General features: G+C 40.4%; 13 protein-coding genes. 10 read left to right on the top strand and 3 right to left on the bottom strand.

What is annotated here, in order from left to right; translation table 11 throughout:
* Positions 1-136: 136 nt before the first annotated feature.
* The 6 genes from C7972_RS03670 to C7972_RS03645 all read left to right on the top strand — a co-directional run bounded on the left by C7972_RS03670 (position 137) and on the right by C7972_RS03645 (position 7,489).
* Positions 137-1,150 carry a TRAP transporter substrate-binding protein gene (locus tag C7972_RS03670; protein WP_220020862.1) on the top strand — a complete coding sequence of 338 codons (1,014 nt, stop codon included), beginning with the start codon at positions 137-139 and terminating at the stop codon, positions 1,148-1,150.
* Entirely contained in the window at positions 1,137-1,604 is a 468-nt protein-coding gene (locus C7972_RS03665) for a TRAP transporter small permease (protein ID WP_110354884.1), read from the top strand. Before C7972_RS03670 ends, C7972_RS03665 begins: the two co-directional genes overlap by 14 nt.
* A complete protein-coding gene (locus C7972_RS03660; RefSeq protein WP_110354883.1) occupies positions 1,601-2,875 on the top strand; it encodes a TRAP transporter large permease in 1,275 nt (424 codons plus the stop codon). The genes C7972_RS03665 and C7972_RS03660 overlap by 4 nt, the downstream gene beginning before the upstream one ends.
* A gap of 159 nt (positions 2,876-3,034) precedes the next feature.
* The gene (locus C7972_RS03655) at positions 3,035-4,078 is read left to right on the top strand and encodes a Gfo/Idh/MocA family oxidoreductase (RefSeq protein ID WP_110354882.1); all 1,044 of its coding nucleotides are present in this window, start codon (positions 3,035-3,037) and stop codon (positions 4,076-4,078) included.
* Between the two features lie 320 nt (positions 4,079-4,398).
* The gene (locus C7972_RS03650) at positions 4,399-5,844 is read left to right on the top strand and encodes a tagaturonate reductase (RefSeq protein WP_110354881.1); all 1,446 of its coding nucleotides are present in this window, start codon (positions 4,399-4,401) and stop codon (positions 5,842-5,844) included.
* Positions 5,845-5,878: 34 nt separating this feature from the next.
* Positions 5,879-7,489 carry a UxaA family hydrolase gene (locus C7972_RS03645; protein ID WP_110354880.1) on the top strand — a complete coding sequence of 537 codons (1,611 nt, stop codon included), beginning with the start codon at positions 5,879-5,881 and terminating at the stop codon, positions 7,487-7,489.
* Positions 7,490-8,370: 881 nt separating this feature from the next.
* Here C7972_RS03645 and C7972_RS03635 read toward each other — a convergent pair.
* Positions 8,371-9,408 carry a LacI family DNA-binding transcriptional regulator gene (locus tag C7972_RS03635; RefSeq protein ID WP_110354878.1) on the bottom strand — a complete coding sequence of 346 codons (1,038 nt, stop codon included), beginning with the start codon at positions 9,406-9,408 and terminating at the stop codon, positions 8,371-8,373.
* Between the two features lie 291 nt (positions 9,409-9,699).
* Here C7972_RS03635 and C7972_RS03630 point away from each other — a divergent pair, with 291 nt between their 5' ends.
* Together C7972_RS03630 and C7972_RS03625 are read left to right on the top strand one after the other, a co-directional pair.
* Complete coding sequence (locus tag C7972_RS03630; RefSeq protein ID WP_110354877.1) at positions 9,700-10,716, top strand: pectinesterase family protein; 1,017 nt, start codon at positions 9,700-9,702, stop codon at positions 10,714-10,716.
* An 11-nt stretch (positions 10,717-10,727) separates the two neighbouring features.
* The gene (locus C7972_RS03625) at positions 10,728-11,477 is read left to right on the top strand and encodes a rhamnogalacturonan acetylesterase (RefSeq protein WP_110354876.1); all 750 of its coding nucleotides are present in this window, start codon (positions 10,728-10,730) and stop codon (positions 11,475-11,477) included.
* A gap of 22 nt (positions 11,478-11,499) precedes the next feature.
* Here C7972_RS03625 and C7972_RS03620 read toward each other — a convergent pair whose 3' ends face one another.
* Positions 11,500-13,320, bottom strand: a complete 1,821-nt coding sequence (locus tag C7972_RS03620) for a prolyl oligopeptidase family serine peptidase (RefSeq protein WP_110354875.1) — start codon at positions 13,318-13,320, stop codon at positions 11,500-11,502.
* Positions 13,317-14,441 (bottom strand): glycoside hydrolase family 88 protein, encoded by a 1,125-nt coding sequence (locus C7972_RS03615; protein ID WP_110354874.1) that lies wholly within the window; start codon positions 14,439-14,441, stop codon positions 13,317-13,319. Before C7972_RS03615 ends, C7972_RS03620 begins: the two co-directional genes overlap by 4 nt.
* A gap of 761 nt (positions 14,442-15,202) precedes the next feature.
* On the opposite strand from C7972_RS03615, the gene C7972_RS03610 reads away from it, so the two are divergent.
* Together C7972_RS03610 and C7972_RS03605 are read left to right on the top strand one after the other, a co-directional pair.
* Complete coding sequence (locus C7972_RS03610) at positions 15,203-18,346, top strand: TonB-dependent receptor (RefSeq protein WP_110354873.1); 3,144 nt, start codon at positions 15,203-15,205, stop codon at positions 18,344-18,346.
* 16 nt (positions 18,347-18,362) lie between these two features.
* On the top strand, positions 18,363-19,925 hold the full coding sequence (locus tag C7972_RS03605; protein WP_146216260.1) for a RagB/SusD family nutrient uptake outer membrane protein: 1,563 nt from the start codon (positions 18,363-18,365) through the stop codon (positions 19,923-19,925).
* Positions 19,926-20,023: the final 98 nt, after the last annotated feature.

The raw sequence follows: 20,023 nt of genomic DNA, 5'->3' as shown, positions 1-20,023 counted from the left end.
CTAATAAATCGGCTTGCAACAAGGTTATCCCTGAATTCCTGAAAATATACGCCCCATATTGTAACCATATAACTTTTATGGCCGTTAAAACTAAATAGTTATATTTATATGGAATAATCACTTTAGGACCAAAACCATGAATAACCCTCTTCGGATGGCCTGTTTCTGTGCTACATTTGTACTTTCTTTATTCTCCATATTCCTATTCAGCAGTTGCGAACCTCAAAAAAAAGGCCCTGAGTTTTTAATGCGGGCGGCACTTTTGGTCAATGAAGACCATACCTGGTACAAGGCCTTCGCTTATTTTGCAGAAATTGTGGAGGAACGCTCAAAAGGTCGTATCCAAATAGAGATTTACCCCTCGGAACAATTGGCCAAAGAGATCGAGGCCATTCGCCTGATCCAGGCCGAAGTCATCGACATGACCGCTACTGGATCCACTTTAACGAATTGGTTCGAGGTTGCTACATTTTGTGAGCTACCCTTTCTAATGCGCGACTCAACGGATATGAATCGCTATATTAATGGCCCTATAGGACAGTTAATGGAAGAGGAAATGATCAAAAAGGCCGGGTTACGCTCCCTCGGCCATTTTGAAAGGGGGCCTCGGCACTTAACTTCCAACCGACCAATAAGACATCCAGACGACCTAAAAGGACTCATCATTAGGGTACCCAATGTGCCCGCATTTGTAACCACATGGAGTGCGCTCGGCGCCAAACCAACACCTATGGCCTTTTCCGAAGTGTTTACCTCCCTACAACAGGGCACCATCGAAGCACAAGAAAATCCATTCGCCATGATCCATAATGCTGGTTTCTCGGAAGTACAGAAATACCTCAACTTAACCGGTCATGTCATAAGTTGGGTATATCCTGTTGTGGGCGAAAAACAATTTCAAAAACTTCCTCCGGACCTACAGGAAATATTGCTAAAGGCGGGCAAAGAAATGCAGGCCTATGAGCACCACCTCTACCTAGAAAACGAAAAGAACGTACAAGAACAATTGAAGGCCGAGGGCATGCAATTTATTGAGGTGGACCAAGAAGCCTTTGCTAAAAAAAGCGAAAGGGCCATTTTTGAAAGTCTGTCTCCTAACATGCAGAAAATATATCGCGAATTTAAAAAGGTGGAAGATGTTGTTCAATAAAATGATAGGCCGTATCTTGAAAATTGGTACTTTACTTAGTACATGGGGACTTATATTCACTGTATTACTTCAGATTATTTGCCGCTTTACACCCTTCAACACTCCGCATTGGACGGAGGAAGCTTCACGCATTTTCTTTATCTATGCCATGTCTTTCGCTTCAGGTCTGGCTATGAAAAATGAATTTTATGTGCACTTGGATATGTTCTACAATCGACTCCCGGAAAGGATAAAAAAAATATTAAATATAACGGTGCCCACAATGAGTCTGATTCTTTTTGTTGTTATGGCCATTTATGCCATTAAATTCGTGATTTTGGGAATCCCGGAAAAATCCCCTAGCATGGGCTTCAATATGGGCATAGCCTTCTTTGGCATGTTTATTATGTCCGCGTCTATAAGTTATTACCTCCTAAGAAAAGTTATGAAAATTATAAAAAATACAAGACCATGATTTGGATATTGGTTATCGTTTTTATTCTTGGTCTGATACTTCGCTTTCCTATTGCCTTCGCCCTAGGACTGGCCTGTTTAAGCTATTTGGTGGTCAAAGGGGTCCCTTTGATCATAGTACCCATGAAAATGTACTCGGGCATAGACGTTTTTGTCCTACTTAGTGTTCCTGGATTCATCCTTGCAGGAAATTTGATGAACCAGGGCGGGCTCACCGAAAAAATAATTAAGTTCTGCAACCATCTTTTGGGTCATATTCGGGGCGGACTCTCCCTAGTGAATATTGGCGCTTCCATGCTTTTTGCTGGAATTTCCGGTACGGCCATCTCGGATACGGCCAGTATGGGGTCTATAATGATACCTGCGATGAAAAAAGAAGGTTACGACACGGACTTTTCCTGTGCCGTTACCGCAGCTTCCTCAACTATAGGACCTATAATCCCCCCCAGCGTGCCCATGATCATAGCCGCCACCTTGAGTGGCCTGTCCGTAGGGAAATTATTTTTGGCGGGAGCGCTTCCTGGTTTGTTATTAGGGGTTGGACTTTTGTTTACGGCATATTTTATATCCAAACGAAAAAAATACCCCAAGCATAAGCGGAGCAGCCTTAGGGATGTTGCAAATAGTTTTGTGGATACCTTCTGGTCGTTGTTGATGACCTTTATTATCCTTTATGGTATTGTTGGGGGTATCTTTACACCAACGGAAGCCTCAATTATTGCAGTGGTCTATGCGCTGATCATAGGCAAATTCGTTTATAAAAAATTGAATTTAAAAAATACACAGGTCATTATTTTGGATAGCATGAAGACTTCGGCCTCCTTGATGGTCTTGGTAGGTTTTGCCAACCTTTTTGGCTATATCTTGATTACGGAGCAAATTCCACAAAGCATATCCAATGAAATCCTGGGCTTTTCCGACAATAAATATGTGGTTTTACTATTGATCAATCTTTTATTGATAGTGGTGGGCACCTTTATGGAAACCATTGCAGCCTTGCTTATACTTTTTCCAATCTTGTTAAAGGTAGCCCTTGCCGTGGATGTAGACCCTATTCACTTTGCAGTAATCGCCGTATTGAATTTAATTATTGGGTTAACCACCCCCCCTGTAGGGGTCTGTCTTTTTGTGGCATCGAGCATTGGGAAGATTTCCATTGGGGAAGTTAGTAAGGCCGGACTACCTTTTCTGTTGGTAAGCTTTTTGGTGCTAATTTTGGTCACTTTATTTCCGTGGCTCTCCTTGGCGTTGCCAAACCTGGTTATCGATTAATTTGTAACTAGTTTGGTTGAGGTTTCATCCTTATTGTGAAATTATGGAAGTATTAATATTTCAGGCGCCAAAATGAAACTTAAAAAAATGTACAAATGACCACTATTCAATTGGTCATTATCTAAAACCTATAAATTAGTATACTTAAAATTTAAGCTTATGAAACCTATAAACACAGCCTTATGCTCATTTGGAATGAGTGGATACGTTTTTCACGCTCCCTTCATCGAGGTACATCCAGCATTCAATTTATATGGAGTTTGGGAAAGAACAAAAAATAATGCCCAAGCCAAATATCCCCATATAAAAACCTTCCGACACCTGGAAGTTATGCTGGAAGATGAAAACATAGAATTGGTAGTGGTGAATACCCCAAGTGTAACACATTATGATTTTACCAAACAGGCTTTAATTTCAGGGAAAAACGTAATCGTGGAAAAACCTTTTACCGCCACAGTTGCACAAGCGGAAGAATTGATCCAATTGGCCAAGGAAAAAAATGTAACACTTTCTGTGTATCACAATAGAAGATATGATAGTGATTTTAGAACGGTGAAAAAAATATTGGACGAAGGCTGGTTAGGAGCCATTGTTGAGGCGGAGATCCATTATGATCGTTATGACCCAGGTCTAAGTTACAAAGTACACAAAGAAACCCCCACAGCTGCAGTCGGATGTCTGTATGACCTTGGCTCCCATTTAATTGATCAGGCACTGGTATTGTTTGGCATGCCAAATGCCATATATGCCGATTTGGATACTTTTCGCCCAAATTCCAAGGTAGAAGATTATTTTGATGTGAAATTAATTTATGGTACACACCGGGTAACATTAAAATCCAGCTATTACGTTCGTGAAATTTTACCGGGAAATATACTGCACGGAACCAAGGGGTCCTTTATTAAATCCAAAGCCGATGTACAGGAGGCTTCCCTACAGGCCGGGAAAACACCGGATACAAAGGACTGGGGAGCCGAACCGGAAAAAGAAAAAGGATTGTTGCATACAGAGAAGAACGGTAAAATTATCAGGGAATACGTCCCAACTCTAAATGGAGACTATATGGCGTATTACGAAGGTATTTACCAAGCTTTAAGAAATAATAAGTCGGTCCCGGTATCCGCCACAGATGGTATGAACGTTATAAAAATAATCGAGGCGGCCCTGCAAAGCGACAAGGAAAAGAGGGTCGTGGAATTATAGATAGGAACTAATTTTGAAACGGGTATTGCCTGCCTCTGACAAATAGATTGGTGTTGAATAAATTCAACAGCGTCCAACAAGGCATGCACACAATCGGCGTTTGGGAAAAGCCTGAAGCTGAACACCTTTTATTTACTGGACTCATAATACCTTCAATCAAAAAAAATCTATCAGAACCAAGATGAAATAAATTGTAGATAACATAAATTATACTACATTTGTGCAATCGATTACATTTTTATGATGGGATGAACTAAAATGCTTTTAGGAGCTTCCCCTGGTAATCCGTTAAAGCCATAGTAACATAATAAAAAAATAATATGCAACCATTAAACAGAACAGTTACCCATTTAAAATCGACATCGCCCATTAAGGTAGTACAATTTGGAGAAGGAAATTTTCTAAGGGCATTTGTGGATTATGCATTCCAAAAATTAAACCAAGAAGGAAATTTTGATGCCGGCATAGCGGTGGTACAACCTATTGAACGCGGTTTGGTAAATATGCTTAATGGGCAGGATGGACTTTATACCTTGTTTTTAAAGGGAATTCAGAAAGGCAAGGAAATTCAGCATAAAGAGCTTATCACCAATATTGTAAAGGGAGTTGACCCTTACAGCAATTTCACGGAATACTTAAATTTAGCCAAGGAAGAGGCCCTTCAGTTTATTATTTCCAATACTACGGAGGCCGGTATTGCCTATGTTGACACGGACACAATGGAAATGCAGCCGCCGAATTCATTTCCGGCCAAATTAACGGTACTATTGTATGAACGTTTCAAACACTTCAAGGGCGATCCCGGTAAAGGTTTAACTATAATTCCCTGTGAGCTGATAAATCATAATTCGGACACCTTAAAGGAAATAATTTTAAAATACTCCGATGACTGGAATCTTGGTGAAGACTTTAAGAATTGGCTTACTACACATTCCTCGTTTCATAACACCTTGGTAGACCGCATAGTACCGGGGTACCCAAAGGATGAAATTGAAGAGTACAATGCCCAACTATCCTATAAGGACAATTTAATAGTCGCTGCCGAAACATTTCTGCTGTGGGTCATTGAAGGGGATGAAGCTCTAAAAGAAAAATTACCCTTTCACAAAACAGATCTGGACGTTAAGATTGTAAACGATATGCAGCCCTATAGAACTAGGAAGGTAAGGATCTTAAACGGTGCGCATACCGCCATGGTACCATTTTCCCTTTTATATGGGAATACTACGGTTAAACAAACGGTAGACAACCACTTTACCGGCCAATTCGTAAACAATGCCATATTTAATGAAATAAACCACACCCTACCAATGGCCAAGGAAGAACTCGACAGCTTTGCGGAAGAGGTTTTGGACCGATTTAGAAATCCCTTTATTATTCATAACTTATCCAGTATTGCCTTAAATTCAATTTCAAAATTTAAGGTAAGGGTACTGCCAAGTTTATTGGAGTATATGGACATTCATAAAAAAATACCTACCAACTTAACTTTTTCCTTTGCTGCGCTAATACGTTTTTACAAAGGAACTTGGAAGGGTGAAAATTTACCCGTAAATGACAGTGATGAAATAGTGGAGGCCTTTGCCAAAATATGGGAATCCAATAATTATTTGGAAATCGCCAATAAAACCTTGGGCAACAAATCCTATTGGGGGGAGGATTTAACGCAAGTTAAAAATCTCTCCGAAGCAGTTGCCCTAGCCCTGGAGGAAATTGAAACAAATGGAATTGAAGTAGGGTATGCCAATTACAGTAAAAGGTTTTAAGCCATTAAACTAAAACTAATTAGAGGTTGATAAAATGAAAAGTAAAATTATAAAGGTAAATTCAACGGACAACGTAGCAGTTGCTTTGGTCGATTTAAAAGCTGGGGAAGTAATTTCATTTGAAGGTGAGGAAATCACCGTGGTATCGGATACAAAATCAAAGCATAAAATTGCCCTACAAAAATTTGAATCCGGGGATCGTATTATTATGTATAGTGTTCTCGTAGGGAGCGCCAATGGTTTTATAGAAAAAGGAGATGTACTTACTACTGAAAATGTTAAACACCAAAGTGAAAAAGTATTTGAAAAAACGGGCACCATTGGTTGGACCACCCCTAATGTGGAGAAGTGGAAAGACAGAACATTTTTAGGGTACCATCGGGAAGACGGACAGGTTGGTACAGAAAACGTATGGCTTTTTTTTCCCTTGGTTTTCTGCGAAAATAGGAACATAGAAGTTTTGAAGGAAGTTTTTGAAAAGGAGTTGTTGCAACAGAAAGTAAACCCACATCAAATGTTACTGCGATCTTTGGTGAACAATACTATAGAAGAAACTGCGGCAGATCTTAATTCCAGCAATGTGTTCAACAATATTGATGTAAAGTTCATTACACACCCAGGAGGTTGTGGCGGTATAAGACAGGATTCCGAAAGTTTGGCAAAACTCCTGGCAGGTTACGTAAACAACCCTAATGTTGCAGGAGCCACAGTATTGAGTTTAGGTTGCCAAAACCTCCAAATAAGTGTATTTAAAGATGCCTTAAAATCCATTAATCCCAACCTAAATAAACCTGTACTCATTTTTGAACAACAACAAATGGGCACAGTGGATGAAATGTTGTCCACCATTGTCAAAGAGTCCTTTGAAGCCATTAAAAAAGCCAATAATACCGAACGTAAACCGGCACCACTGTCCAAATTACGAGTTGGCTTGGAATGTGGGGGATCGGATGGATTTTCAGGGATATCGGCTAATCCCACTTTAGGGGCCGTTTCAGATTTATTGGCAGCCTTGAATGGTACTGCCATACTATCCGAATTTCCGGAACTATGTGGTGTGGAACAGGAATTGGTAAACCGATGTGTTGAGGACGATAAGGGCCAAAAGTTTCTAAAGTTAATGAAGGCCTACGAAAAGTCGGTGGTGGATGCCGGATCTGGTTTTGATATGAACCCTTCACCAGGAAATATTAAGGACGGATTAATTACCGATGCCATGAAATCTGCAGGTGCCGCTAAGAAAGGAGGCACCTCCCCCATTCAAGATGTTTTGGATTATGGCGAATACATTACCAAGCCGGGGCTTAACCTCTTGTGTACTCCAGGAAATGATGTGGAAAGCACTACGGCCATGGTAGGTTCAGGAGCCAATGTTGTCTTGTTTACAACAGGTCTGGGAACACCAACAGGCAATCCTATTGCCCCAATTATAAAAGTCTCCTCCAATACCGAACTAATGGAAAGAATGCCCGATATAATTGATATTGAAACCGGTGCGGTAATACGAGGTGAAAAAACCATCGAGGAAATGGCGGGGGAAATGTTGGACTTTATAATCGAAGTGGCCAGTGGAAAAATTCAGACCAAGGCAAAATTGTTAAATCAAAATGATTTTATTCCATGGCGTAGAGGCGTGTCTTTATAATTTATTTTGGACTATTTCACTGAATATTCAATAATTAAATAGATCTATCTCAAAAGTTGTGAGTTAATTAGAAAAAGATAGAATAATCAATTCCAGAGTTCATGTTCTGTTCATTTTTTGCATCGCCCAAAAAACGAACCAAAAAACGCTAGGCTGATTTTTCTTTTCTTGAAATCTACGGACTTCTCACGGCCGCAGCGTCCAGACCGCTTTCACTAGGGTGAAATGCTCTTTGGACGCCTACCGGCACCCCGTGTGAAAACCCCTTGATTTACTACTAAAATAAAAATAGGCCGGTCCTTTGTTCCTGCAACCTAACCAATTCCGATAAATCATTGACCGTTACTGAATACCGTTGAACATCTTCTCCAAAGTGCAATGTTAGGGCGATCTTCTTCCGTAGTGGAGAGGACATGGCCGCCAAGAATTATTGAAGCCTTGGAAATAATTTAGGCCATGGCATTGGTCCATAAAATCCCACGATTTTAGGGGCCACCTAGTGAAGAATGGTATTTTCTCCTGCCCGACGGCAAGGCGGGTTTATTTAGCTCATGGCTGGTTATTTTCTTAAAGATGAATTCGTGAACCTGCGGTTTCGTTTTATTCATTGCCATTCTATTTTATAATAAGGTATTTATGAACCTCCTGCGTCGGTTTCATTGGAAAGCAAAGAAATCGAAGATTCACGAAATCCGATAAAAAACAATAACAACCAATTGAGTAAAATGATAGAATAATTTCCACATAAGTTTAATTTGATTTTTACCAATAAATAAAACCTAAAATCAAAATACACGACAATTCCTAATAATCCCATTTTTTACATAAAAACAACAATTAGGCATGATCCAATTAAAGGTTGAAGAAATTGTTCCATTTCTTCAACCTTTCCATTTTTTTGAAGATGACCTCCTAACGATCAATTCCGGGGTAAGCACTATATTCTGGGTTGTTTTGGCATCTTCTGTATTGCCCACTTCTTCCAAAAAAACTTGGGCGGCCTTTCTTCCCATTTCCAACGGATATTGATCAACAGTCGTAATGGTCGTAAGTTCCATAAACCTGGTAAATGGCTCATTGGAAAAGCCAACAACACAAATATCTTCTGGAATATGTAGTCCACTTTCCTTAATTTCCTGAATAACACCCAAAGCAGCGAAATCACTGGAAGAAAAAATAGCGTCCGGTGGGGTTTCCATATCCAAAAGAAGGCGTGCCGCCCTTCTACCATCAAGAACACTACTATGTGTCTCAATGACCAGGCTTTCATCAAATTCAATACCATTGTCCAATAAAGCCTGCCTATATCCCAAATACCTATTCCTAAAAATTTCAAACTTACGGTCGTTGGATAAGTGCGCTATACGCCTACAACCTTGGTCCAACAAATGTTGGGTAGCATCATAACCACCTTTAAAATCATCTATGGTTACGGAACTGACACCCTTAATATCTTTCTTCCTATCAAAAAAAACCAAAGGGGTATTTTTATTTTTTAGAAGTTTATTAAAACCCTTATTTTCTTCCAGATTGGCATTGGAAATAGACATTAAAATACCATCCACCTGTACATTTACAAGGGAATTTATTTTTTCGACTTCTATATTTTCCTGATTATGGGTCTGGCAGATTATAACATGGTAACCCTTGGGGTACAATTCTTCTTCAATACCCCGTATAACGGACGAAAAGAAATTACTATCTATTCTAGGAACAATGACACCAACATTATAGCTCTTACCGCTTTTTAAAGCCAAAGCCAACTTGTTCTGCTCATAATTCATTTCCAAGGCAGTCTCCAGAACCAGCTTCCGTGTATTTAAACTAATTTTGGTATTGTTGTTCAGGGCCCTAGAGACTGTAGCAGCAGTGAGACCAAGTTTTGCCGCTATGTCATATATGGTCGTTTTCTTTTTCATGAATTATTTAACTTGGTTTTTATAACAATACCACTAATGTTCACTGAAAATTGATAACTTAGTTTACTATTTAAATTGGGGCAAAATTAAAGGATATAGCCAATACATGTAGATTATATGGACCAAATATTCCATATACTTTACCATAACCATCCTAAAAAATCCCATCATTAAATACGACCTTGACAAGATATAATATTTTATCTATATTCGTGTAATCGATTACATTAAAGATTTGAAAAATGTAATCCCTTGGTTTCAGATACTGTGGACCGGACCATAAGAGTCATTATGAATAATTCGTTTATCCTTACTTTATTACTTCTGACATTCTTTGCAGACCTATCCGTTTTAGCTCAAAACAACCCTGTAGGCACTTCAGCATCCCTTAAAGGATATAACATTAGCGTGGCCAAAGATGGTAGTGGAGATTATACTTCCATTCAAGAGGCCATTAATTCTGCCAAAGCCTATCCAGACCAAAGAGTCTTGATCCATATAAAGAACGGCGTTTACTATGAGAAGGTAAACGTATATTCCTGGAATCCCAAAATATCATTAATAGGTCAGGACCGGGAAAATACCATTATTACCTATGATGATTATTTTGACAAGATTAATTTGGGCAGGAACAGCACTTTTCATACTCCTACCCTTCTTGTTGAGGGCAACGATTTCTACGCCAGCAACCTAACCATTCAAAATACGGCAGGAGCAGTAGGACAAGCAGTAGCCCTTGCTGTGAATGCGAACAGAGCCCGTGTGGAAAACTGTAAGATAATTGGAAATCAAGATACACTTTATACTTCTGGCGAGGGATTTAAACAGTTTTACAAAAATTGTTTTATAGAAGGAACAACGGATTTTATTTTTGGCAACGCTACTGTAGTTTTTGAAAAATGTACCATACATAGTAAATCCAATTCCTTTATTACCGCTGCATCCACCCCAAGAGGAATGGACTTCGGATATGTGTTCATAGACTGTAGGCTAACCGCAGATCCACAGACCGACCAAGTGTATTTGGGAAGACCATGGAGAACCCATGCCAAAACAGTTTTCATTAATTGCTACATGGGTCAACATATTCTCCCCATAGGATGGGACAATTGGTCCAACACAGAGGCTGAAAAACAATCTTTTTATGGCGAGTACGGTTGTTTTGGACCGGGATACAAACCCTCCCAAAGGGTTTCATGGAGCCGCCAATTAACAAAATCACAGGCAAAAGAATACACCACAAAAAATATACTGGGTGAAAAGGTCCAAGATAAACCGTTGGAGTGGTATTTAAATTTTAAATCCTAATACACGTGGATATGAAAAATATATTTCAATGGATCCTATTTGTTTTTTCAGTTGTGGTCAGTGCCCAGAAGCATGAAACAACGGATCACTCCCAAGAGAAAACATGCCTTTACCTAATCGGTGATTCTACCATGGCCAACAAACCCGATCCAACAAATAATCCGGAACGTGGGTGGGGACAAATGCTTCCCGAATTATTGGGAGAATCTGTGCATGTACACAACCACGCTGTTAACGGCAGGAGCAGTCGTAGCTTTATAGCTGAGGGACGCTGGCAAAAAGTATTGGATTCGCTGAAACCCAAAGACTATATTTTTATTCAATTTGGGCATAATGACCAAAAGCGCCAAGATTCATCGCGATATACCAACCCTTATACCCAATACCGTTATAACCTTGAACGTTTTGTAAAAGAAGCTAGGAGTAAAGAGGCATTTCCCATTCTTTTTAGCTCTATAACAAGACGAAATTTTAACGAAAATGGGGTGTTGATAGACACTCATGGTGCCTACCCCTTAGTTACACGAATGGTGGCCAAGGATTTAAAAGTGCCATTTATTGACTTACAATTATTGACAGAACAAATGGAAATATCATATGGTGTTGAAGGGTCCAAAAAACTCCATCTTCATTTTGCCCCAGGAGAAAATCCCCACAGGCCAAATGGCATTGTGGACAATACCCACCTATCGGTAATTGGAGCAACCTTGGTTGCCCAGTTAGCCCTTGACGAATTGGAAAAGCAACATATAAAATTCTAAATGCATATATAGTAGAATGGAACTACTCCCCTAACTTCTTCTGAATTGCTTTAAACTCATCTAAGGAAATTCTAAAAACACTTCCATGTCTTGATCCCTTAGGAAAATCAATTTTGTCCGATACATCGTTCCAATTTTTTAAATCTTTGGAACGTACCGCACCGTACTTTCCATCCATGTACTTATCAAAATATACCATCCATTGGCCATCCACTTGAATGGCCGTTGGACCCTCGGCCCAATAGTCCCCGGTAATGGGCTCACTGGCTTTGGAATAAGGTCCTGTTAAATTATCACTATAGGCTATTTTAATATTTTTTTCAGCCGGTTCCTTCGTTTCATCTTTTAAGAACATTACATATTTATTGTCGTGTTTTAAAATATGCGCATCAATTACATTAAAACCAGGTTCATACAATAATTGTGTTTTACCAAAGGATTTAAAATCCTGGGTAGTGGTGTAATACATTCTATGATTATACCCATTTTCCTCTTTGGATTGGGTTTCCGGATAATGCCCACTAATGGTGGACGCCCAATAAATCATATACACCTTCGTATCTTCATCATAGGTTATCTCTGGAGCCCAGGTATTTCGGGTTCCTTTTTCGTGTTTCATTACCGGAATAAATTTCTGTTTGGACCAATTGATCAAGTCTTTGGAAGAAGCATATCCAATTCCTTTATCGGTCCAACTTACTGTCCAGACCATATGATAATTGCCGTCTCCACCTTTAATAATACATGGATCCCTCATTAAAGAATCTTTCCCAACTTCTGGAGTCAAGAATGAGGTGTCATTTTTTAGAGCTCTCCACTTATAACCGTCATTACTGTAAGCCAAGTGTAAACCATCCTCTCCGTTTCCCTTAAAATATGAAAATAAAAGCACCGATTCATCCAATATAAAATCATTGGCACTCAACCAGGTTTTGAGGGACTCGGGCCAATAAGTACTGGTACCTTCCCTGCCCAATCCGAAACCATGCCCCCCTTTTTCATAAATATGTAATTCGGCAGGTACATTATTCTCTTTTAGCCTTAGCAAGTAATTAATACTATTTTCAACGGGAACAGCCTTATCATCCACAGCATGGATCAGAAAAGTAGGAGGGGTGTTGGCATCTATTTGCTTTTCATTGGAGAATTTATCAACTAAGTCAGCTCTGACCTTCTCTCCCAGCAAATTTCTTTTGGAACCATGGTGGGTAACCCCATCTTCCATGGAAATAACCGGATAGATCAAAATGGAAAAATCCGGTCGGGCACTAAGGGGCCCAGAATCATACACTTTTTCATTGTAATGGGTGGAAAGCGTGGAGGCAAGATGACCGCCTGCCGAAAAGCCCATAATCCCAATTTTATTCGGATTTATCTTCCACTGAACCGCATTACGCCTCACCAATCTTATAGCTTCCTGTGCATCTTGTAAAGGTCCTACGGATTTGTCGTTCATAATCAAATCATTGGGCAGTCTGTATTTTAAAACGAAGGCTGAAACTCCAATACTATTGAACCATTTGGCAACCTTATACCCCTCCTTATTGATAGCTAAATGCGAATATCCCCCTCCGGGACAAATAACTACGGCAGCACCATTGGATTTGTTCCCCTCTGCCAAATAAACGGTCAAGCTAGAGTTGGTCACCTTACTTACCCCTCTAATTTCATTGGCTTCATCATAAGTCAATACCTCGTTATATTCCTTATTCAGTAACGAATTTGGCACTCCATTAGGCCAAACTGGTAGCACTTCCTGGGCATATATACTTACTTCCTCTGCAAAAGAAAAAAATGCAATTATTACATAAAAACATAATTTTACTCCTCTTTTCCGAATCATAATTTCATTTTATATATTTCACTTCCCGCCAACAAAAAACAGCCCAGTCCATAGTCCTCAAAATCGGGGACCTTGTCATAGGATAGGGGCTGACCGTCTTTTGGCTCTTTTCCGGTAGACTGCAAATATCCCAAAAATCCACTCGTATGCAAGCCTTCTTCGGTCATAGCTTTCCAACCTTTTTCTATTATGGGAAGATAGGTTTCCTTATCCAAAATTCCGCTGTTAACGCCATAAGCCATCCCATAGATAAAAAGTGCGGTTCCAGAAAACTCTTTTCCCCCAAAATGTTTAGGGTCGTGCAAACTTACGTTCCAAAATCCGTCTTTTCTCTGAATGGGGACCAAGGCTTCCGCCATAGATTTCAAGTCCTTAATATACTGATCCCTATGGGGGGCATCCTTGGGGATTATACTTAAAACCTTAGCAAGTGCTGCAATTACCCATCCGTTACCGCGGCTCCAGTAGCAATCCTCACCATTGGGTTCTTTATATGGCGGATCAAAATCGGCATCCCGCCACCACAGGCCATCTATAGGGTTAAAAAGGCCCTTATCGCCATGTTTGTCCCTTGTAAACATATACATCCCATACATTTTTTCATAATAGCGATGGTCCTTCTCCAAAACACCCAATTTTGCAAACACCGGCATTCCCATCTGTATAGCATCTATCCAGGACCAATCGTCCATTTGTGGAGTGTTCAACAACATATTGATACATGCCTTGGTGTTCTTCAATTTCTTGGGGTCTGGCTCCAAATTGTACAGATCTATATAGGTTTGGGCAGCACAATAATCATCGGCGTTGCGATTGGCGTTGCCATTTCTAAAGCCCCATCCGTGAAACTCTGCCCAATCATAGGCGTAATCATAATACGCTTCTTTGGGATAAATATCATGTAATGCCATAAGTCCTTCATAATATACCCCGCGGGTCCAAATATTGCTAGGGCGCTCCTTGTTGGTAATGATCGTTTTCCCAACATCGGGCCATTTGTTCATAAAGTATTCATTGGCCAATTGCATATGCTCCAATACGTTGGATTTATCGGAAATTTGGGCACGAATGGATTGTACCGATATTACCGTAACACATATTAATAAGAATTGTTTTTTCATTTGGTTATTGTTTTTTTGTTTTTAATTCAATTTTAATGGAGCAAAACCAGAACTTACGAAATGATGCTTCATTTGAATTCCACGATCATTCCCATTATCTTTTTAGGGCTCCTGTACACTGTTGTCCAGTTGTCTCGATGAAGGGGCCAAAACGGTATCTTAGACTGGGAATATATATTCCCACTCATTACTATAAAGCCCTATTATCTACTTTTAACATTTTTATGCAAGTCTCAGGATCAATACATTATTTTAGGAAATTACAGTGTAACGCAATCTGTCCGGAACAGATGATTTATTATTCCCTAATATCCTTGGTGACCATGAATTATGTGAATAATTAAGTTTTTTATCAATTAACATCTTTTAAAATCGAAAAAAAGAAAAGTAAATCTTAAAACCTTAGGGCTGTCATAAAAACCAAAAACCCCAATTGACATAAGACTTTTAGCCCTTTATAATGATATTTTTACGGGAGGATAATTGTCTAATCCTCAAAAAGTACCTTCATTTTTTTCCAAATTCTTTGTAAGATATGATATTTTAATTACTTTAGTACAATCGATTGCATTAGTTGAATGGACTTATTGTACATTTTTCTATAGCCGAGGAAAACGTACATCAAGTTAAAATACCTAGAAAAAAATACAATCGATTGTATAAAAAACCTTAACTAAAATTACAAAAAAATGGAAAGAAAAAGAACACACTTTCAAATCACCTAAATTAATTTAAAAACAATCTCAACTAAACAAAGACGTATGAAAACAAGAAAAAACATGAAATATTATCTCCTACTTTTTGGAGTAATATTATACCTGCCCATTTATGCGCAGGACACCTCCACTGTAACTGGTACCGTTTCCGATGAATCTGGAACCCCATTACCAGGGGTATCGGTCATTATTAAGAATACCACAACGGGTACCGCAACCGATTTCGATGGTAATTACACCATTGATGCAAGCAACAATGACATTTTAGTCTTTAGATATATTGGTTTTAAGACCCAAGAAATTGAGGTAGGTGGGCAATCCACCATAAATGTAGATTTATTGGAAGATGCCAGCCAGCTCGAGGAAGTGGTTGTTGTAGGTTATGGAACACAGAAAAAAAGTGATCTTACAGGATCGGTTGGGTCACTTTCTTCGGAAGAGCTCAACGCGGCTCCCATTACCTCCATGGAGCAAGGCTTACAAGGTAGGGTAGCCGGTGTAAACATAACGAACAATTCCGGTGCTCCCGGAGGTGGAATCAGTGTAAAAATTAGGGGTACTACTTCTATTTTGAATGGAAGTGAACCCTTATATGTAATCGATGGGTTTCCGGTAACCGGACAGTCGCAATTTGCTACCAGCGCAGGTAGGGGACTAGATAGTAGTACGGGTACAGACTACACGGTTAACCAAAATCCGCTTGCTGCACTAAATCCGTCCGATATTGAATCGATAGAGATTCTTAAAGATGCCTCGGCTGCCGCAATATACGGGGTTAGGGGTGCCAATGGTGTTATTCTGATCACAACTAAAAGAGGTAAGAAAGGCTTGCCAAAAATATCCTATAACGGTTATGCAGGTATACAGACCATCAGCAACAAAATTGATATGATGAATGCCGAGCAATATCAAAACATATACAACGAGGCTGCTGCCAATAGTCCCACTCCGGATCCTGTAGTATTTGGCAACGCACCAGCCTACGATACGGATTGGCAGGATTTGATCTTCAGGAGTGCCTTGATACAGAATCACCAAATTGGGATAAACGGAGGTTCCGAATCCATACAATACAGTTTATCAGGAGCTGTTTTTGATCAGGAAGGAATTATAAAAGGATCGGACTTTACCAGATATTCCTTAAGGGTAAACCTGGATATCAATGCCAGTGACCGATTAAAATTCGGTAATTCCCTGAATGTATCCAGATCCATAAACAATGCCGCCGAAACAGAAGGAGAGGCAACCAATAGTATAACCGCCACTGCCTTGCAAATGGCACCTGTACTGCCAATCTACCAACCTGATGGCTCCTACTCCGTTCTGAACGACATGCCCTCGACCGTTCCTGATGCGCAGGGAACCCGAAACCCTTTAGCCTTTATCAATGAATTTTCTGATGAAAGTGTCAACACTAGAATTCTAGGCTCCCTGTTCGGGGAATATGACTTACTGGAAGATTTAAAATTTAGGGTAAGTGTTGGGGCCGACTTGGAGAACCGTGACAGGCATGTATATAGAACGTCACTCTTCGATGCTGTCAGCCCTATCAATACCGCCAATGTCAGCTCTGTAAATAGAACCTCCCTATTAAATGAAAATACCTTAAACTACAATAAAGATTTTGGGGACCATAATTTACAGGCGTTGGCCGGTTTTACAGTACAAAAGGAAACCGAAGAATACAGGTTGATTACGGCTAGTGGGTTTGCCACCGATATTACAGGACCTTATGACCTGGGTGCCGGATCAGTGGCCCCAGCTGTAGATTCACAGTATGCCGAATTTAGTATTATGTCATTCCTTGGAAGGATCAACTATAACTATAAGGATCGTTATCTGATTACCGCAACAGGACGTCGGGATGGCTCTTCCAAATTTGCAGAAGGTAATAAATGGGCATTTTTCCCCTCTGTAGCAGGAGCTTGGAGGATTTCCAACGAAGCTTTTATGGCCGAATCGGATTTCTTCGACAATCTAAAACTAAGGATTGGATGGGGACAAGTTGGTAACCAAGAATTGCCCACTTATAGGTCTTTGGCCCTATTACAGGCAGATCCCTATAATTTTGGGGATGGTACCATTGTAAGTGGATTTGCCCCCTTACGTGTAGCCGTACCGGGCTTAACATGGGAAATCACCAGCCAAACCAATGTTGGTCTGGATGCCTCCCTGCTTAGAGGTAGGTTTAATACCTCTTTTGATTATTATGTAAAAAAGACCGAAGACCTATTGTTAGAGGTTAATCTTCCCGAAACATCCGGTATTTTGGACCCTTCCGTACAGAATCTGGGAGAGATGGAAAATATTGGCTGGGAACTATCCATGAACGGAGCTGTAGTACAAAATGATGACTTTAAGTGGGACCTTGGATTTAACATTTCCCAAAACAAAAATAAAATTACCTCCTTGGGATCTGCCGCGGAAGTGGGAGAAGGTGATCAATCCTATGAAATAGCACAACCTACTTTTGCCGGTTCCACTCCAAGGTCTTATGTAACTGTTGGAGAACCTGTAGGCGTATTCTATGGATATAAAACAGATGGACTATATCGTTCGCAGGCGGAAGCCGACGCGGAACAATCCTTGAGACCAGGCGTTATTCCCGGGATGACGAGATATGTGGATGTGAACAACGACGGGGAAATAGATACCGATGACCGTACGGTGCTCGGAAGTCCGCATGCCGATTTTACCTATGGAATAAACTCGACCATATCTTATAAAAGCTTGGAACTTAGGCTCTTTTTACAAGGACAGAAGGGTGGACTTGTTTACAATTCCATGAGAAGGTTTAATTCAACTGTTACCAGAGGTCAGAATGTATTGGCGGAAGTTGGGGATTATTGGACTCCAAGCAATGTTGATGCCCTATGGCCCACTCCAATACAAACCCCTCCTTCCATTGGTGGTTCTGCAAGTCTTGGAGATTCTGACTTTTTCTTGGAAGACGCTTCTTATCTAAGGATGAAGGAAATTACCCTTAACTACGAGTTGCCCAAAGGACTACTGGGAAATGCCAATGCATCAATCTATGTTACCGGTCAGAACTTGTTCACAATAACAGATTACAAAGGCTATAACCCGGATACCAATGGGCGTGCCAATGTAAGGGGCTCCTTTGGATGGGACATCAGTTCCTACCCATTGGCCAAGACCGTTTTAATGGGACTGAAACTTGACTTCTAATAAAAAAATAAACGATATGAAAAATTTAAAATTCTTAATACTGTTATGCATTGCAATCCTTGCAAGCGCATGCTCTGATTATCTCGATGAGATTCCAAAGGATTCCATTTCGCCGGTAAACTTTTATCAAACCGCTCAAGATGCCGAATCCGCAGTAAACGGTGCCTATGCGGCTTTGAGGGTAAACGACTATTATTCCAGATATTGGATGACGTCCAGTGCATTGGCATCAGATGGGGTCTTTACCCGTCTTGGTACTACTTCGGATAGGGCCGAAATTATACAGTTGAACGATGCCGGAATGGTAAAAAGCTCGCGCTATAATATTGCGATTTGGGGAGCAGTATGGCAAGCTGTTAACCGAGCCAATGCCGTTATTGACCATGTTCCGGATATTGAAATGGATGAAAACCTTAAATCAAGAATCATAGGGGAAGCCAAATTTTTAAGGGCATTGACCTATTTCAATATGGTACGAAGATGGGGAGGTGTACCCTTAATTTTAACCGAAACCAAGTCTTCCGATATTACAGAGTTACAGGTGGCACGTAATACAGAGGCCGAAGTATATACTCAAATTGTCCAAGACCTAACGGAGGCCATGGGCGCATTGCCCCTCCTATCCTCCTATTCCGGCAACAATGTTGGAAGGGCATCCAAAGAAGCTGCACAAGGGCTTTTGGCCAAAGTGCAACTTTATCAAAAAGATTGGGCCAATGCCAAAACCAATGCCATAGCTGTAATAAATTCTCCCAGTGGCCTTGACCTTATGGAAGACCCAAAAGACAATTGGTGGATGGGCAATGGCGATGTGGACAATAACATAGAAAGTGTATTTGAGGTTCAATACAATGGGGTTGCTCCCCAAGGCCATGCTTTGGGCAACAATTTTGAACCCAATAACAATGGTTATGGGCCCGGACAATGGGGAACAATAATCGGTAGCCTCTGGTGGTTCAATCAATTTGAGGAAAACGATAAAAGAAAAGCGGCTACATGGCTAACAGAATTCCCTAAACTGAACGGTGGAGGCGAACTAGTACAATGGCAGGAAAACACCTACCCGCTACCACATATAAATAAATACAGGGACCCAGAAAACAAGGTTGGGGATGGTATGGCCTACAACATCAAGGTGTTGCGATTTGCCGACGTACTTCTTACCGCGGCCGAAGCTACAAACGAAGATGAGGGTCCAGGAAATGCCTACCAATATGTGAACAGGGTACGGGATAGAGCAGGCCTGGACGACTTATCAGGTTTGACCAAGGAAGAACTTAGGGAGGCCATTTATCTCGAATTTAGAAAAGAACTCTGCTTTGAAGGACAAGACTATGAGGAATTGGTAAGACAGGGCAAATTACTGTCCAATAAGACGGCTTACGCCACTTATACGGTTCCTACCATGTACGATGACAATGGGGATGTATTTACCCCGGATCAGGCCTTGTTGGACAGAATAGCACAATACTCGCCCAACCTTACTTTCTATGAGCTTGATGACCATAATACCATTTTCCCATTGCCCCAGACAGCCTTGGACAAGAATCCGAAACTGGTACAAAACCCGGGATATTAACCTATTCTAAATCCATAACATAACAAAGTTGTTAAAGGGGAGATAAAATTCTCCCCTTTTTTATTTATAAAACAAAGGGGACCATTATACCCTCCTAT

The sequence above is a fragment of the Arenibacter sp. ARW7G5Y1 genome (assembly GCF_003201775.1).
In the GTDB taxonomy this organism is placed as follows: domain Bacteria; phylum Bacteroidota; class Bacteroidia; order Flavobacteriales; family Flavobacteriaceae; genus Arenibacter.
Note: the sequence above shows the minus strand (reverse complement) of the source record. Positions and strands in the feature narration are given on the sequence as shown.

Coding starts and splice junctions, on each gene's coding strand:
- C7972_RS03660 (WP_110354883.1), top strand. CDS start 1,601: ATGATTTGGATATTGGTTATCGTTTTTATTCTTGGTCTGATACTTCGC.
- C7972_RS03625 (WP_110354876.1), top strand. CDS start 10,728: ATGAAAAATATATTTCAATGGATCCTATTTGTTTTTTCAGTTGTGGTC.
- C7972_RS03610 (WP_110354873.1), top strand. CDS start 15,203: ATGAAAACAAGAAAAAACATGAAATATTATCTCCTACTTTTTGGAGTA.
- C7972_RS03630 (WP_110354877.1), top strand. CDS start 9,700: ATGAATAATTCGTTTATCCTTACTTTATTACTTCTGACATTCTTTGCA.
- C7972_RS03645 (WP_110354880.1), top strand. CDS start 5,879: ATGAAAAGTAAAATTATAAAGGTAAATTCAACGGACAACGTAGCAGTT.
- C7972_RS03615 (WP_110354874.1), bottom strand. CDS start 14,441: ATGAAAAAACAATTCTTATTAATATGTGTTACGGTAATATCGGTACAA.
- C7972_RS03655 (WP_110354882.1), top strand. CDS start 3,035: ATGAAACCTATAAACACAGCCTTATGCTCATTTGGAATGAGTGGATAC.
- C7972_RS03665 (WP_110354884.1), top strand. CDS start 1,137: ATGTTGTTCAATAAAATGATAGGCCGTATCTTGAAAATTGGTACTTTA.
- C7972_RS03670 (WP_220020862.1), top strand. CDS start 137: ATGAATAACCCTCTTCGGATGGCCTGTTTCTGTGCTACATTTGTACTT.
- C7972_RS03605 (WP_146216260.1), top strand. CDS start 18,363: ATGAAAAATTTAAAATTCTTAATACTGTTATGCATTGCAATCCTTGCA.
- C7972_RS03650 (WP_110354881.1), top strand. CDS start 4,399: ATGCAACCATTAAACAGAACAGTTACCCATTTAAAATCGACATCGCCC.
- C7972_RS03635 (WP_110354878.1), bottom strand. CDS start 9,408: ATGAAAAAGAAAACGACCATATATGACATAGCGGCAAAACTTGGTCTC.
- C7972_RS03620 (WP_110354875.1), bottom strand. CDS start 13,320: ATGATTCGGAAAAGAGGAGTAAAATTATGTTTTTATGTAATAATTGCA.